The organism is Shewanella aestuarii, from assembly GCF_014647215.1.
GTDB classification, from domain to species: domain Bacteria; phylum Pseudomonadota; class Gammaproteobacteria; order Enterobacterales; family Shewanellaceae; genus Shewanella; species Shewanella aestuarii.
In genome coordinates this window covers 667,811-683,728 of sequence record NZ_BMOT01000001.1, presented here as the reverse complement: position 1 = coordinate 683,728, position 15,918 = coordinate 667,811, and the positions used below count along the sequence as shown (strand labels likewise).

General features: G+C 41.9%; 13 protein-coding genes. 8 read left to right on the top strand and 5 right to left on the bottom strand.

What is annotated here, in order from left to right; genetic code table 11:
• Positions 1-55: 55 nt before the first annotated feature.
• Positions 56-952: a LysR family transcriptional regulator gene (locus IEY03_RS02985; protein WP_188839836.1), complete on the top strand. Its 897-nt coding sequence runs from the start codon at positions 56-58 to the stop codon at positions 950-952.
• 55 nt (positions 953-1,007) lie between these two features.
• Here IEY03_RS02985 and IEY03_RS02980 read toward each other — a convergent pair whose 3' ends face one another.
• From IEY03_RS02980 to IEY03_RS02970, 3 genes are read right to left on the bottom strand one after another with little or no spacing between them, the layout of a single operon-like run.
• Positions 1,008-1,631 carry a LutC/YkgG family protein gene (locus IEY03_RS02980; RefSeq protein ID WP_188839835.1) on the bottom strand — a complete coding sequence of 208 codons (624 nt, stop codon included), beginning with the start codon at positions 1,629-1,631 and terminating at the stop codon, positions 1,008-1,010.
• Positions 1,621-3,015 (bottom strand): lactate utilization protein B, encoded by a 1,395-nt coding sequence (locus tag IEY03_RS02975; protein WP_188839834.1) that lies wholly within the window; start codon positions 3,013-3,015, stop codon positions 1,621-1,623. Before IEY03_RS02975 ends, IEY03_RS02980 begins: the two co-directional genes overlap by 11 nt.
• Before the next feature lie 11 nt (positions 3,016-3,026).
• Positions 3,027-3,770 carry a (Fe-S)-binding protein gene (locus IEY03_RS02970; RefSeq protein WP_188840031.1) on the bottom strand — a complete coding sequence of 248 codons (744 nt, stop codon included), beginning with the start codon at positions 3,768-3,770 and terminating at the stop codon, positions 3,027-3,029.
• A 280-nt stretch (positions 3,771-4,050) separates the two neighbouring features.
• Between IEY03_RS02970 and IEY03_RS02965 the strand changes: the two genes are divergently transcribed.
• The 6 genes from IEY03_RS02965 to IEY03_RS02940 all read left to right on the top strand — a co-directional run bounded on the left by IEY03_RS02965 (position 4,051) and on the right by IEY03_RS02940 (position 13,506).
• Positions 4,051-4,707, top strand: coding sequence for a GntR family transcriptional regulator (locus tag IEY03_RS02965; RefSeq protein ID WP_188839833.1), 657 nt, complete (start codon positions 4,051-4,053; stop codon positions 4,705-4,707).
• A 58-nt stretch (positions 4,708-4,765) separates the two neighbouring features.
• Entirely contained in the window at positions 4,766-5,644 is an 879-nt protein-coding gene (gene prpB / locus IEY03_RS02960; RefSeq protein ID WP_188839832.1) for a methylisocitrate lyase, read from the top strand.
• A 211-nt stretch (positions 5,645-5,855) separates the two neighbouring features.
• Positions 5,856-6,980 (top strand): bifunctional 2-methylcitrate synthase/citrate synthase, encoded by a 1,125-nt coding sequence (gene prpC / locus IEY03_RS02955; RefSeq protein ID WP_188839831.1) that lies wholly within the window; start codon positions 5,856-5,858, stop codon positions 6,978-6,980.
• Positions 6,981-7,053: 73 nt separating this feature from the next.
• The gene (gene acnD, locus IEY03_RS02950; RefSeq protein WP_188839830.1) at positions 7,054-9,648 is read left to right on the top strand and encodes a Fe/S-dependent 2-methylisocitrate dehydratase AcnD; all 2,595 of its coding nucleotides are present in this window, start codon (positions 7,054-7,056) and stop codon (positions 9,646-9,648) included.
• An 87-nt stretch (positions 9,649-9,735) separates the two neighbouring features.
• Positions 9,736-10,908 (top strand): 2-methylaconitate cis-trans isomerase PrpF, encoded by a 1,173-nt coding sequence (gene prpF, locus IEY03_RS02945; RefSeq protein WP_188839829.1) that lies wholly within the window; start codon positions 9,736-9,738, stop codon positions 10,906-10,908.
• A 447-nt stretch (positions 10,909-11,355) separates the two neighbouring features.
• The gene (locus IEY03_RS02940; RefSeq protein ID WP_188839828.1) at positions 11,356-13,506 is read left to right on the top strand and encodes a cation:proton antiporter domain-containing protein; all 2,151 of its coding nucleotides are present in this window, start codon (positions 11,356-11,358) and stop codon (positions 13,504-13,506) included.
• A gap of 75 nt (positions 13,507-13,581) precedes the next feature.
• Here the strand turns inward: IEY03_RS02940 and bcp are convergent, their stop codons facing one another.
• Positions 13,582-14,046: a thioredoxin-dependent thiol peroxidase gene (gene bcp, locus IEY03_RS02935; protein ID WP_188839827.1), complete on the bottom strand. Its 465-nt coding sequence runs from the start codon at positions 14,044-14,046 to the stop codon at positions 13,582-13,584.
• Positions 14,047-14,142: 96 nt separating this feature from the next.
• On the bottom strand, positions 14,143-14,682 hold the full coding sequence (locus tag IEY03_RS02930; protein WP_188839826.1) for a glycine cleavage system transcriptional repressor: 540 nt from the start codon (positions 14,680-14,682) through the stop codon (positions 14,143-14,145).
• A 351-nt stretch (positions 14,683-15,033) separates the two neighbouring features.
• Between IEY03_RS02930 and dapA the strand changes: the two genes are divergently transcribed.
• On the top strand, positions 15,034-15,918 hold the full coding sequence (dapA, locus tag IEY03_RS02925; protein WP_188839825.1) for a 4-hydroxy-tetrahydrodipicolinate synthase: 885 nt from the start codon (positions 15,034-15,036) through the stop codon (positions 15,916-15,918).

Sequence of the window (15,918 nt, the reverse complement as noted above, 5' to 3'; positions counted from 1 at the left end):
TGGCTATAATGCAAAATGATATAGTCACTCATTAAATATTTTTCGATGAAAGCTAATGAACCCAGATTGCCCTAGTGATTTACAACTGATCTATTTATTTGTCCATTTGGTCAGTGCCGGCGGCTTTTCACAGGTTAGTCAGTTACAAAATATGCCTGTGGCAACGGTCAGTCGCAAAATTGCCAAACTCGAAGCCAGTTTAAATACTCAGTTGATCATGCGCAGTACCCGTAAGCTGCGTTTAACTGAAGAGGGGGCCGAGTTATTTGAACGATATTATCAGCTGATTAACCAGTTTGATGATTTGAACCAGCACAGGGTTTCTACACCCAGTGGTACCTTAAGAATTGCTACGCCGATTTCAATTACCTCGATGATATTGATGCAGACCTTGAATGACTTTTCAAAGTTATATCCTGATATTAATCTGCATATTAGCCAAAATAATCAAACGGTAGATTTAATTGATGAAGGGGTTGATGTGGCGATTGTTGGCGGTGCCCAGCCTGATTCGTCTTGGGTGTCTCAATCTTTGGGGGTATTAAATTATGGCTTATATGCTTCAACCAAGTATCTTCAACAATCTGATGCAATCATTCATCCCAGCCAACTGCATCAGCACCGCTTAATTAAGGTGTGGCCATTATTTAATTGGACATTAAAACATGGCGGCCAAGAATATTATTACCAAGGTGAGGCCAAAATAACCTTAGCGGATTTACACGGGGCAATTAAGGCCTGTGTTGATGATGGCGGGATAATGTATGGGCCATCATTATTTGTGAAACAGCAATTACACCAAGGTGATTTGATTAGGGTGTTACCACAATGGCAGGGAGAAAGCCGACGAATTTGTTTGTTGTATCATCAACGCAAACAGCAGCCTCGAAAAGTTCAACTATTTATCGAATTTATGCTCAGTCGTGGAGAAGCTATTTTCGCAATGGATTAATGACCAAACGAGTTTGGGGTCATCCATTGCGAACTGCTGCTGTATGACTTTAGGCTTAAATCAAATATACCTTCAAACTAAACGCTCCATGGGCACCGACGACTAAGGCTTGTTCAATATCGGCAGTTTTACTCGGACCCGCAATAAATGTCCCAAAGTCACCGACATGTAATCGCATTTTTGCTGGCGCATCATGCATGGTGGCAACAATATTGTCTTTATTCAGAACCAGAACAAGATTCTCGCAAATAAAAGGCAGTACTCTGTGAGTCTTGGCGTTTAAGCCATTTAATTGTTCACTGTCTACCCAAATCGCGCCATTTTCCGCCACCGCAAACCTTGCTGGCATAATTGCGTAGTCAATGTGTTTAAGTTCATGGGGGTGCGTTGTCATCAGTTGATTGCCTTTGATGCCGTCCACTAATGATATCACTTGCATCCCTTGGTGTATCAGCTTTGCTACATTGTCTTTTAGCAAGTCGATGCTATTACCATTGTCAGGGTAAATTAATTCACCTGTGACTGATGTCAGGCCTTTTTCAAATCGATTAATCAATTCGGATGGTAAAATGCTGGTACTTTTTAAACTTGATAAATCAGGTTTTTGATTTAACTGGTTAATAGAAGACTGACCTAAAGCAGCCAAAATAGCATGTTTGCTTGCCGTATTATGAGACATTATTTTGCCCCTTGTTTGATGCTCTGTGTTGTTTATACCAAGTATCAAAGCTGGATGTTGGCGAAACGGGCAACTCTCGATACTGCCCCCAAGCGCCTGATAAAGGTTTGATAAGACGGTGAGGAATGACGTTTAATGCCAATCGCGCACTTGCCATTGCACAGTTTAATAAAGTTGGTGAGCTCATTAATTTTCCCACCGCAGGCATATAGTATTTCTTACCAAATGGCAGTTTTCCCTGTTGCGCTTTTAAACGACGGTGGTGAGCAATGATTTTATCCAGTGGGACTTTTGTCGGGCAAACATAACTGCAGCTGCCACAAAGTGTGCAGGCCCAGGGGATCGTGTTGCTGTCATCATGCTGTGCTCCAACGGCAATACCTATCGGACCTGGAATGGTGTAGTTATAGCTGAAGCCACCGGAGCGACGATAAACCGGACATGTGTTCAAACAACCACCACAACGAATACATTTTAACGACTCGGCAAGGATTTTATCTTGCATGATGTCAGTACGACCATTATCGACAATGATAATGTGCATTTCGCCGTTGACTTTACTGCCGCGATAGAAAGACGAGTAAGTGGTAATGGGTTGGCCAATGGCATTTCTGGCTAACATACGCAGTAGCACCATGGCACTGTCAACATCTGGTACTATTTTGTCTATGCCCATGGAGTGAATTTGCAGTTTGGGGAGATTCACTCCCATATCGGCATTTCCTTCATTGGTACATACCACAACTGCACCTAAATCGGCGATGGCCATGTTCACGCCGGTCATGGCAGCATCGGCACTTAAAAACTGATCGCGTAAGTGTTTACGCGCAGCTCGGGTCAGGCGAGTAGGATCAGATTCGCCTTTTGGAGTATTAAGCTTTTGATGAAACAATTCACCCACTTCTTCTTTTTTCATATGGATGGCAGGCACCACAATATGCGAAGGGGGTTGATGGTTTAGTTGAATAATTCGCTCACCTAAATCAGTATCGATTACTTCAATGCCATGCTTTTCGAGAAAAGGATTCAAATGACATTCTTCAGTCAACATCGACTTAGATTTCACTAACTTCTTAACCGAATGTGTAGATAAAATATCTAATGCAATTTGATTGTGTTCACTGGCATCTGTAGCCCAGTGAACTTGAATGCCATTTTCAATACATTTTTGCTCAAACTGGCAAAGATAGTCGCCAAGGTGGCTCAATGTATGTAATTTAATTTCTGAGCCGAGTTGGCGAAGCTGTTCCCATTCAGGCACGCTTGCCGCGGCTCTGTCACGTTTTTCACGTAAATTCCACAAGGCTTTAGAGTGCCAATCGACACGATTCTCATCACGGCAGAAAATAGTGGCATTGTCGGCATGACTTTTAGATTGATACATGTAAAGTCTCCTTATAAAGCCGCATCAATGATTTGAGCAATATGGCGGGTTTGAATCGGCAGCAGCTGTCTGCGGATCATGCCATCAAGATGCAGTAAACATGAAGGGTCAAAACCGACCACATATTGAGCATGCGTGGCGGCATGAGCGTGGGCTTTATCTTTGCCCATTTTGGCAGATACGGCGCCTTCATCAACGGCAAAGGTACCGCCGAATCCACAACATTCATCGCGCGGCGCGGGATATACTATCTTGATACCTGGAATACTTTGTAGCACAGCTTCAACTTTATTGAACTGTGGTCCCATAGACTCACTCGGGGTGGCTAAACTCAGCATACGCAAGCCATGACAACTCATTTGTAGGCTGATAGTGTGTTCAAATTTATTTTTAAACCCTGAGATTGGCGCTATGTCGTGTAAGAATTCCGTAAGTTCATACAATTTATTAATCACATCTAGCGCTTCTTGGCTTTGATCAAATTCATGAAAATTTTCTTTGGCGGCCACTAAACAAGACGCTGCAGGGCAAACGATGGCATCACATTCTACGCCTTTAAACGCATTTAATAATTTGAGCGTAGTATTGCGGGCTTCATTAAAACAGCCAGAGTTTGTCATAGGTTGACCACAGCAGGTTTGACCTTGTGGAAATATCACTTGGTGACCTAATTTTTCCAGCAACGACAAAGTTGCAATCGCCACATCAGGCATCATTTGATTAACCAAACAAGGAATAAACAGTGCAATTTTCATATTCATTAACTTCAATAACCACGGATATTGTTAATTTACTCGTCAATACCCTTGAGTGATACAGACAAAAGCGTAATGAACTCTGCGGATATTTTCATTTTTGAAACTTATCCATGAGATTGTCGACTAAACTTAATCAATATGGCGCTATATCCTTATCAATTAGTCGTAATTAGCAATTAAAAAACACTTTTGTCGACAATGTGTGGTTTTTTGGGTTGTCTATTACTCATATGCTGCTATATTGTCGACATACTAATTGTTAATTGAGTTGATAAGCATGCTCCTCGGCAATGAAAAGCCCGTAACCGCGGCAGATAAAACCTTTATTTTGCTAAGAGACGATATTGTTGAAGGCAGAATTGTTGCGGGTTCAAAACTCAGTGAAACCGAATTGTCGACAAAATATGCTGTCAGTCGCGCCATTATCCGTGAAGCGATCAATCGTCTAGAGGCTTGTCACATAGTCGAACGTAAGGCAAATGTTGGGGCTAGAGTGGTGGCACTGAGTCCTCAAGGCTTGATAGAACTTTATCAAGTGCGTGAGTCATTAGAAGGTATGGCTGCAAGGCTAGCGGCTGTGAATATGACCCATGAAGAAATTGATGATTTGATGGGATTACTCCAACGCCATTTTGATGAAGTCAAAGATGGTCAGTCTTATTACCAAGAAGCGGGTGATGTCGATTTTCATTATCGAATCATACTCGGTAGTAAAAATAAGCATTTAATCAGTATGTTATTCGACGGCATTTATCACTTAGTGCGCATGTACAGAGTGCAGCTTGGTATGGCAGGACCTAGAGTCACCACCGCCTATGATGAGCATAAACATATCGTAAAAGCCATTGCTAATCGTGATGCAGAATTAGCCGAAATGCTAATGCGTCGCCATATTATGTATTCAAAAAATAGTATTGAAGCCAAGTTAAGTTAGTCATCGAGAAATTTGATGACCGATAATCAATTGAACATTGTTAACACAAGGAAAGAATATGAGCGCAGGTAAAAAATTTCGCCAAGCACTAATGGCTAATAAACCATTGCAAATCGTCGGTACTATCAATGCTTACTCAGCAATGATGGCAAAACAAATTGGCCATCAAGCCATTTATTTGTCAGGTGGTGGTGTCGCAAACGCCTCATATGGTTTGCCAGATCTTGGCATGACTTCGTTAAATGATGTGTTAGTGGATGTTCAGCGTATTACCTCAGCTTGTGATTTACCTTTGTTAGTGGATATCGACACAGGTTGGGGCGGAGCATTTAATATTGCCAAAACGATTCGCGATATGGAAAAAGCCGGTGCTGCAGCTGTGCACATGGAAGATCAAGTGGCACAAAAACGTTGCGGTCATCGCCCTAATAAAGAGATCGTGTCTGTAGAAGAAATGGTTGATCGTATCAAAGCGGCTGTTGATGCCCGTACCGATCCTGATTTTTTTATTATGGCGCGTACAGATTCATTTGCACAAGAAGGCTTAGAAGCCGCAATTGAACGTGCTAAAGCCTATGTTGCTGCTGGTGCTGATGGCATTTTTGCTGAGGCGGTGAAAACCGAAGCGCATTATCGTGCTTTCGCTGCAGCACTCAATGTGCCAATTTTGGCTAATATTACTGAATTTGGCCAAACAGAATTGTGGAATAAACAACAATTAGGTGAGTGGGGCGCTGCGATGGTGTTGTATCCACTGAGTGCATTCCGTGCGATGAACAAAGCGGCTGAAACGGTTTATACCTCGATTTTAGAACAAGGCGATCAAAAAGCTGTGGTGGATATGATGCAAACGCGGATGGATTTGTACGATTACCTTGGCTATCACGATTACGAGCAAAAATTAGATAGTTTATTTGCCGAAGGTAAAAACAAATAAATTCGACATAATTCGGTTTAATCACTGAGATAAATAATCCAATTGATGGTTTGGTTCATCTCAGTTATTCCGAGTTAAGGCTAAAAAAAGTAACAGTTTTCAATTAACTCTGACTACAACAATGTGTTTACAAGCTTGATGTGCCAGAGAGATGACAAACCCTACAGCCGACAATAAAAAAGATGCGGCCTTAAAAAATAGGAAGACGATCATGGTAGATAAAAAATTAGCAGGTGCAGGATTACGTGGCCAAAGTGCAGGCGAAACAGCGTTATGTACAGTAGGTAAAACAGGTTCAGGTTTAACTTATTGCGGATACGATGTAAAAGATTTAGCTGACAATGCGACCTTCGAAGAAGTCGCTTATTTACTGTTTAACGGTGAATTACCCAATACTGCACAGTTGCAGGCTTATAAGGCAACGTTATTAACACTGCGCGATTTACCCCAAGCATTGAAAGAAGTGCTTAAGTTAATTCCTGCCGATGCGCATCCAATGGATGTAATGCGAACGGGTTGCTCATTTTTAGGTAACCTTGAGCCTGAAACCGATTTCTCAAAGCAACAACAAGCCGCTAACCGATTATTAGCTGCTTTTCCTGCCATTATGTGTTTTTGGTATCGCTACAGCCATGATGGTGTTGAAATTGATTGCGTGACAGATGAAGATTCTCTCGGAGGCCATTTTCTTAAACTGCTTAATGGTGAAACGCCTTCAGAACAGCACCGTCGAGTCATTGATGTTTCACTGATCCTTTATGCTGAACATGAATTTAACGCCTCAACGTTTACCGCTCGTGTATGTGCTTCAACACTGTCTGATATGTATTCATGTATTACTGGCGCGATTGGTTCATTACGTGGTCCACTTCACGGTGGTGCGAATGAAGCGGCAATGGATATGATCCAAAAGTTCAAATCGCCTGAGGATGCCAAGGTACAAATGGCTGGCATGTTAGAACGTAAAGAAAAAATCATGGGCTTTGGCCATGCAATCTACCGTGAATCTGATCCTCGCAATGTGATCATTAAAGCTTGGTCAGAAAAATTAGCCAAAGAACATGGTGATACGTCACTTTATGATATTTCAGTTGCTTGTGAAGAATACATGTGGGACAGCAAAAAACTCTTTTGTAATGCGGATTTTTTCCATGCTTCGGCTTATCATTTTATGGGCATTCCAACTAAATTGTTCACGCCTATATTTGTGTGTTCACGCTTAACTGGATGGGCCGCTCATGTCATGGAGCAACGTTCAAATAACCGTATTATCCGTCCAAGTGCGGATTACATTGGCAGCGAACCACGTAAAGTGATGCCAATTAATCAGCGTTAATTAACACAAAGCCAATTACAAAACCGACAGCAAGCACACTTTGCTGTTGGTTAAACAAGGTTTGGATGAAGTTATGAATAAGCAATATCGTAAATCCCTTGCTGGAACCTCTTTAGATTACTTTGATACCCGTGAAGCTGTCGAAGCAATTGCTCCTGGCAGCTATGCCAAATTACCGTATACGTCCAGAGTGCTAGCAGAAAACTTAGTGCGTCGTTGTCCTGCAGATCAATTAACCGATTCATTAAAACAGATTATCGAGCGTAAACGCGATCTCGACTTTCCATGGTTCCCAGCTCGGGTGGTTTGCCATGATATTCTTGGGCAAACGGCGCTGGTTGACTTGGCTGGATTACGTGATGCCATCGCTGATAAAGGTGGCGACCCATCAAAAGTAAACCCAGTTGTGCCGACACAGTTAATTGTTGATCACTCTTTAGCCGTTGAACATGCTGGCTTTGAAAAAGATGCATTTGCAAAAAACCGTGCTATTGAAGATCGCCGTAATGATGATCGTTTTCACTTTATTAACTGGACGAAAACGGCCTTTAAAAACGTGGATGTGATCCCGCCTGGTAACGGCATCATGCATCAGATTAACTTAGAGCGTATGTCGCCAGTCATCCAAGCGCGAGATGGTGTAGCGTTTCCAGACACCTTAGTGGGGACCGATAGCCATACTCCAATGGTGGATGCCCTTGGTGTTATTGCGATTGGCGTCGGCGGTTTAGAAGCAGAAAGCGTAATGTTAGGCCGTGCTTCATATATGCGTCTACCCGACATATTTGGTGTTGAGGTGGTCGGTAAACCGCACCCAGGTATTACCGCGACCGATATCGTATTGGCATTAACGGAATATTTACGTGCAGAAAAAGTCGTTTCATCCTACCTAGAGTTTTATGGTGAAGGCACTAAGCACCTGACTTTAGGCGATCGTGCAACAATATCGAACATGACGCCAGAATATGGCGCCACAGCGGCCATGTTCTCGATAGATGAGCAAACGATTGATTATTTACGCTTAACGGGTCGTGAAGATGAACAAGTCGCCCTAGTTGAAAATTACGCTAAAACCACAGGTTTGTGGTCGGATAGCCTTAAAGATGCGCAATATGATCGCGTATTACGCTTTGATTTATCGAGTGTGACCCGTAATATTGCAGGCCCGTCGAATCCCCATAGCAGAGTACCAACCTCTGAATTAGCCGCTAGAGGGATCAGTGGTGTTGTCGAAAATGAACCCGGTAAAATTCCTGATGGCGCGGTGATTATTGCTGCGATTACTAGCTGTACTAACACCAGTAACCCCCGCAATATGATAGCTGCAGGTTTAATTGCGCGTAATGCTAATGCTAAAGGCTTATTACGAAAATCTTGGGTAAAATCATCTTTAGCCCCAGGGTCTAAAGCCGTACAAATGTATTTAGAGCAGGCAAATTTGCTGCCTGAACTTGAACAGCTTGGCTTTGGTATCGTTGCGTTTGCTTGTACCACTTGTAATGGAATGAGTGGCGCACTTGATCCTGTTATTCAGCAAGAAGTGCTCGAGCGAAAACTCTACACCACCGCGGTATTATCCGGTAACCGCAACTTTGACGGCCGTATTCATCCCCATGCCAATCAAGCGTTTTTAGCATCACCACCTTTAGTTGTGGCTTATGCTATAGCGGGAACGATTCGTTTTGATATCGAAAAAGATGTTTTAGGCTTAGATCAACAAGGCAATGAAGTTCGCCTTAAAGATATTTGGCCAACGGATGAAGAAATTAACGCCATTGTTGCCAGTAGTGTAAAGCCTGAGCAGTTTAGACAAGTGTATAACCCCATGTTTGATATTAAAGTTGAATACGGTTCACACATCAACCCGCAATACGATTGGCGACCACAAAGCACTTATATTCGTCGCCCACCCTATTGGGAAGGCGCATTAGCTGGGGAACGTACTATGAAAGGTATGCGTCCATTAGCGGTACTCGGAGACAACATTACCACAGATCATTTGTCGCCATCGAATGCAATCATGTTAGACAGTGCTGCAGGGGCTTATTTAGACAAAATGGGCTTGCCTGAGGAAGATTTTAATTCTTACGCAACCCATCGTGGCGACCATTTGACTGCACAGCGCGCGACATTTGCTAACCCAAAATTGTTTAACGAAATGGTGAAAGAAGATGGCAAGGTTAAGCAAGGCTCATTAGCGCGAATTCAACCTGAGGGTAAAGTTAGTCGCATGTGGGAAGCGATTGAAACTTACATGGAGCGTAAACAGCCGTTAATCATTATTGCTGGAGCCGACTACGGTCAAGGTTCCTCACGTGATTGGGCTGCAAAAGGTGTGCGTCTTGCCGGGGTTGAAGTGATTGTTGCTGAAGGCTTTGAACGTATTCATCGTACTAACTTAGTGGGTATGGGCGTATTGCCGCTTGAATTTATCAAAGGAGAAAATCGTCATACTTATGCCATTGACGGTACAGAAACCTTTGATGTGATTGGTGATCGCATTCCAGGTGCTCAACTGACACTTATTATCCACAGAGCAAATGGTGAACAAGTGAATGTTGCAGTCAAATGCCGCTTAGATACCGCCGAAGAAGTCTCTATTTATGAAGCGGGTGGTGTATTACAGCGTTTTGCGCAGGACTTTTTAGAGTCTAGTGCGACTAAGTAATTTATCCCGATACAATTATTTAGCAAATAGGCGATGTATGGATTATCCAACGTCGCCTTTTTTAAGTAATAGCTTTAAGGACAGACCATGACCTTTAAACCACAGTTAAAAATTCCTGCGACTTATATGCGCGGTGGTACCAGCAAAGGGGTGTTTTTTAATGTCACTGATTTACCCTTAGCAGCACAAACCCCCGGGCCTGCACGCGATAAATTATTAGTACGCGTAATTGGTAGCCCAGATCCGTATGGCAAACACACCGATGGAATGGGCGGAGCAACATCCAGCACCAGTAAGACAGTGTTGTTATCTAAAAGCAGTCAAGCCGATCATGACGTAGACTATTTGTTTGGTCAGGTCGCTATTGATAAACCTTTTATCGATTGGAGTGGTAATTGTGGCAATTTAACTGCAGCTGTGGGCTCATTTGCAATCAGCAATGGGTTAATAGATCCAAGTCGAGTCGTGGCTAACGGTGTTACCGTGGTACGAATTTGGCAAGCCAATATTAAAAAAACCATTATTGCCCATGTACCAATGACTGATGGCGAGGTACAGGAAACTGGCGATTTTGAATTAGATGGCGTGACTTTTCCTGCCGCAGAAGTGCAAGTTGAATTTATGGATCCCGCTGACGGTGAGGGGGCGATGTTTCCAAGTGGAAATGTAGTTGATGAATTAGACGTACCTAACATAGGTAAATTTACTGTAACTATGATTAATGCGGGTATCCCAACGATATTTTTAAATGCTGCTGATATCGGTTACTCCGGCGTAGAGTTACAAGACGCGATTAACAATGATGATACTGCTTTGGCTCGCTTTGAAACGATCCGCGCTTATGGTGCGCTAAAAATGGGCTTAATTACAGATTTAGAACAAGCCAAAGTCCGTCAGCATACCCCAAAAATCGCCTTTGTAGCGCCGGCCGCAGATTATGTTAGTGCTAGTGGTAAAGCAATTATTGCTTCAGAAATTGATTTATCAGTTAGGGCACTATCAATGGGTAAACTTCACCATGCAATGATGGGAACCGCGGCGGTAGCAATCGGCACAGCGGCAGCAATTCCAGGTACTTTGGTTAATCTTGCCGCTGGTGGCGTAGAACGTCAATCTGTTGTGTTTGGTCACCCATCAGGTACTTTACGTGTCGGCGCTGAAGCTAAAATGTTACAAGGTAGTTGGCGAGTCACTAAAGCTGTAATGAGCCGCAGTGCTAGAGTCTTAATGGAAGGTAAGGTCCGCGTTCCGCAAGATTGATAACCATATCGTGTTTATAATTTGAACATTATTATTAAGCCTAAGATGCCTCTTAGGCTTTTTTATTTTAAATGTTATCTATCAGTAATTTGCTGCTTTAATTTCAATGAAATATAATCAGCGATTAGTTAAAAAATACAGCTTGATCCGGCTGTGAAATTAGTATTCTATATGCACAAATTTCAGCGGACATTTTAATTGACTAAATTTGACGTTTAGTTGTTTAATATCAATGCTTTAAGTATTTTTAGATATTGGATGTTTAACGATAAACTAAGCCTTTTTCATGTTACGACATTAAGTGTTTATCGATTAGACTAGCAGCTTGATAGATTTATGTGGGTTTCATTGTCATGATGATTTGGCAGAAACAGATTTAAGCTGTATTAAGAGCAAAGATGATTTGGCGTTGATAATTAACGTTGAAAATACAAAAAGGAAATGAATATGGTTGAACACATCACAGGCATGCTGGCGTTAATTGGTGTGCTATCGCTTTTGTGTCAATGGGCAGGGTGGAAATTTAGATTACCTGCCATTTTACCGTTGCTGCTATGTGGATTGTTACTCGGACCTGGATTGAATATTCTTAACCCAGATGAAATTTTTGGTGATTTATTGTTTCCTATCATTTCATTGGGTGTAGCAGTCATTCTTTTTGAGGGGGCGTTGACACTCAATTTCAAAGAGATTAAAGATCATAGCCGCATGGTGACAAATCTGGTGACTATAGGTGCTGTCATTACTTGGGGATGTATAACACCTGCTGCACATTATCTAATGGGATTTGATTGGCCTGTGGCATTTCTATTTGGCGCATTAGTCGTCGTCACTGGACCGACGGTAATTGTACCTATGCTTCGTACGGTTCAGCCTAAAGCTAAACTGGCGAGTATTTTACGTTGGGAAGGTATTGTTATTGATCCCATTGGTGCATTGTTTGCGGTTTTAGTTTACGAATATGTTGCTGTTACAGCAGACCCAACCACACACGTACTTTATGCATTAGGCCTCACGTTAGTGATTGGTTTTGGCATTGGTGCCGCAGCAGGTTATTTTATTGGTGTAGCACTAAGAAATAACGTCTTCCCGCATTATCTGCGTAACACTGCGGTGTTAACGATAATGTTGGGGGTATTTGTTGGCTCTAACCTATTACAACATGAATCAGGATTATTAACTGTTACCGTAATGGGTATTTGGCTTGCTAACATGCGTGGTGTAGACATCGCCGATATCCTCGAATTTAAAGAAACCCTTACCGTTCTTCTCATTTCAGCACTATTTATTTTACTTGCTGCACGTCTAGATTCTAACGCTATGCTTGGGCTAGGCATAGGTGCTTTTGGTGTACTATTTGTGGTCATGTTCATCGCTCGTCCACTCAGTATTTGGACGTCGGCACTAGGAACAAGTTTGACCTCAAAGGACAAGTGGTTCCTTAGTTGGGTCGCTCCTCGAGGGATTGTCGCCGCGGCAATTTCTTCATTATTTGCGATTAAACTTGAAGAGTTAGGTGTCCATGGTGCTAGCTCCATCGTGCCGTTAGTGTTCTTTATTATTATTGGCACAGTGGTTATTCAAAGTTTAACCGCAGGACCATGGGCTAAATTTTTAGGTGTTAAAGAAGGTTCAAATCAAGGTTTACTTATCTTTGGCGCGTCGAAGTTTTCGCGGGAATTGGCTTCACAATTACTGGCTAAAAACATTAAGGTTATTTTGGCAGACAGTAACTGGGATAGTATTCGTCAAGCACGTATGGAAAACATACCTGTATATTTCGGTAATCCTGCATCAGAACATGCTGCAAACTATATGGATTTAAGTGGCATTGGCCGTGTGTTAGTCATGTCTCCATACCGCCAGTTAAACCCTTTAGTGAGTTTCCATTTCCAAGACTTATATGGCACTGAAAAGGTATTCGGCTTAAACAATAATGAAGCCAACGTGGGTAGCGGAAGACATCAGTTGTCAGAGTCTTATTTAAAGCGCTTATGCTTGTTTGGTGAAAGTATCAGTTATGCCAAAATTGCTAGCTTGATGGCAAAAGGCGCTGTGTTGAAAGTGACTAACATTACAGAAAACTTCAGCTATGAAAAGTTCCGCCAACGTTATGGTGAAACGGCAATGCCATTAGTGTATATCACTAAAGAAGCTAAGCTAAAAATCATCACAGGCGAAACCGAAAAGTTGCCTGTGGGTATTGAGTTAATCAGTTTATTACCTCAAGAAGCTCAGGAACAAGCCATTATTCAGCGTGAGCTAGATGAAGAAGCAGCTCGTTTAGCTAAAATTAAAGCTGAAGAAGAAGCTAAAGCAGCAGCAGAAGCCAGAGCGATACGTGAAGCGGAAGAGGCTGAGCAAAGAGCTATTGAAAAAGCACGCCGTAAAGAAGAAGAGTTGGCAAAATTTGAAGCGGATGAAAAACTTAGATTGCTTGAAGAAGAGCAGGCTGCTTTGATTGAGGAAGCGAGAGTTGAAAAAGAAGCTGAAGCAATAAAAGCCAAATTAGCGCAACAAAGTGAACAAGTGGTTGCAGATCTTGAGCCTGAAGAACCTGATACAGGCGATGCCACTGTAAAATCCGATAAGCAATAATCTTAGTTTGATTTACAAACTTGCTTAAACAAAAATGGCTTAGTGAAAACTAAGCCATTTTTTATTGCAGGACAATTATTTCAGCAAATTAAGCACCACTTCGTGATGATCTTTAGTTTTGAACTTATTGATGAAATGGCTGATTTTACCATCTGTGCCTACGATAAAACTTAAACGATGAATACCATCATAGATTTTACCCATAAATTTCTTTTCGCCCCAAACACCAAAAGCATCGGCAATGGCATGGTCTTCATCACTGAGTAAATGGAAGTTTAATTCCTGCTTATCAGAAAAGCGCTGAAGTTTGGCTACAGGATCTGGACTAATGCCTAATACAGTGACATTTAGTCCATCTAAGGCATCTTTAATATCACGTAAACCTTGTGCTTGCACAGTGCAGCCAGGAGTCGAAGCTTTAGGATAAAAGTAAACCAACACAGGTCCTTTTTTTAAACAGTCTTGTAATGAAATCGCTTCATCAAATTGATTCTGTAAAGTGAAAGTAGGGGCAATATCACCGGCAGTTAAGGTGTTCATATTCATTCCTTATTAAAAATAAAAAAAGGGCACAAGGGCCCTTGAATAATATACGAAAACTAATCGAAACTAGATTAGTACGAACTAAAAAAATCGTTATTGAGGCGAGGTTGTACCTTGCATCAATTTAATGCTGCATTCAAGATTCATGTCTTCTGCCAATTGATATATGGTCGATTCCAGTTTGGCCAAATCGACTTTTTCAGGAATATTAATGGCTAAAAATATCGATTGAGTTTGCAGACCTTCATTATCTTCGGCGTGGGAACGCACTGCAGCAAGATCAAGTGAGCGATCGGCTAAAAATTGGGTAATCGACTTCATAGTTCCACGCTGATCTTCGCCAGTAAAGATAACTTCAATACGTGAAACGAAGTTTTTTGGAACATGTTTTGAGGTACGTTTCATTACTGTCATCAGTTCCAATTCAACACTGAGACTCGGTAATAACGTTTCGATTTTTGTGATAGCTGACCACGAACCAGAAATCATCATAATCAGGGTAAATTCATTACCAAATAAAGCCATACGGCTATCAACGATGTCGCAATCACAATCACTGGCTAGTCTAGCTAAACGACTTACTAAGCCAGGGCGATCTGCACCCATTGCGGTAACGACCAGATAGTTGGTCATGGATTTTCCTCATTGTTCGAGTGAATGGCGTATATCAATTTACAACGGCAAAATGATGCATCTGTAAAGAGGATAATATTATCATATGATGGCTATAAACCACCCTAATTCTGCAGAATTAAATCAATGCAGAGGGTAATTGGTTAAATTTACAACACTACAACAAAAGTTAATCAATAAAATGGCCTTTTAGATGTAATCTCACCATGAGAAAGCATAAAATGCTATGGGGTTGCAGCCAGTTAGCATGATCTGGCTTTTTTGGGTAATTTTGATTTGAGCACTGCTAAAGCTTGTCATTACTTGATAGCATCAGTAACATAGCGAGTCCTGAAAACTTGGGGAAAATAGATGATAAACGGAAGCATCGTAGCCTTAATCACACCAATGAATAGTGATGGCACAATAGACTATGCAAGTCTTGAAAGACTGGTAGATTTTCATATTAATCAAGGTACCGATGCCATTGTTGCAGTTGGGACGACAGGTGAGTCGGCCACTTTACCGATTAAAGAACATATCGCAGTCGTTAAACAAACCGTAAGTTTTGCCGCCGGTAGAGTACCCATTATTGGTGGAAATGGCGCAAATGCAACAGCTGAGGCCATTGAGTTAACCAAAGGCATGCAAGATTCAGGTATCAGTGCCATGTTAGGCGTCACCCCATATTACAACAAGCCAACGCCTAAAGGATTAATTGCCCACTACAAAGCTGTGGCAGCAAGCACTGACATTCCACAGATTTTATATAATGTGCCAGGTCGCACCGCGGTTGATATGAAACCCGAAACCGTTGCAGAGCTTTGTCATGTGAGTAACATTATTGGCGTGAAAGAAGCAACCGGTGATGTTAGTCGTGTCGCCAGATTACGTGAGCTATGTGGTAATGATTTTTTACTTTACAGTGGTGATGATGCTACTGCTCGTGAGTTCCTTCTTGCTGGCGGTAACGGTGTTATCTCTGTAGCTAACAATATTGTGCCGCATGCTTTTAAAGCCATGTGTGATGCTGCGTTAGCGGGTGAAGCACAACGTGCTGCAGAAATTGATGAGCCTTTGCGTGGTTTATACAGTTCATTATTTTGTGAAGCGAATCCGATCCCTGTTAAATGGGCTGTTCATCGTATGGGTTTAATAAGCGATGGACATATTCGTTTGCCATTGACTGAACTTTCTGAACAATTTCATGGTCTGTTAATAGATACAATGAAAAATGCGCAAATTGAGGTGCAATAA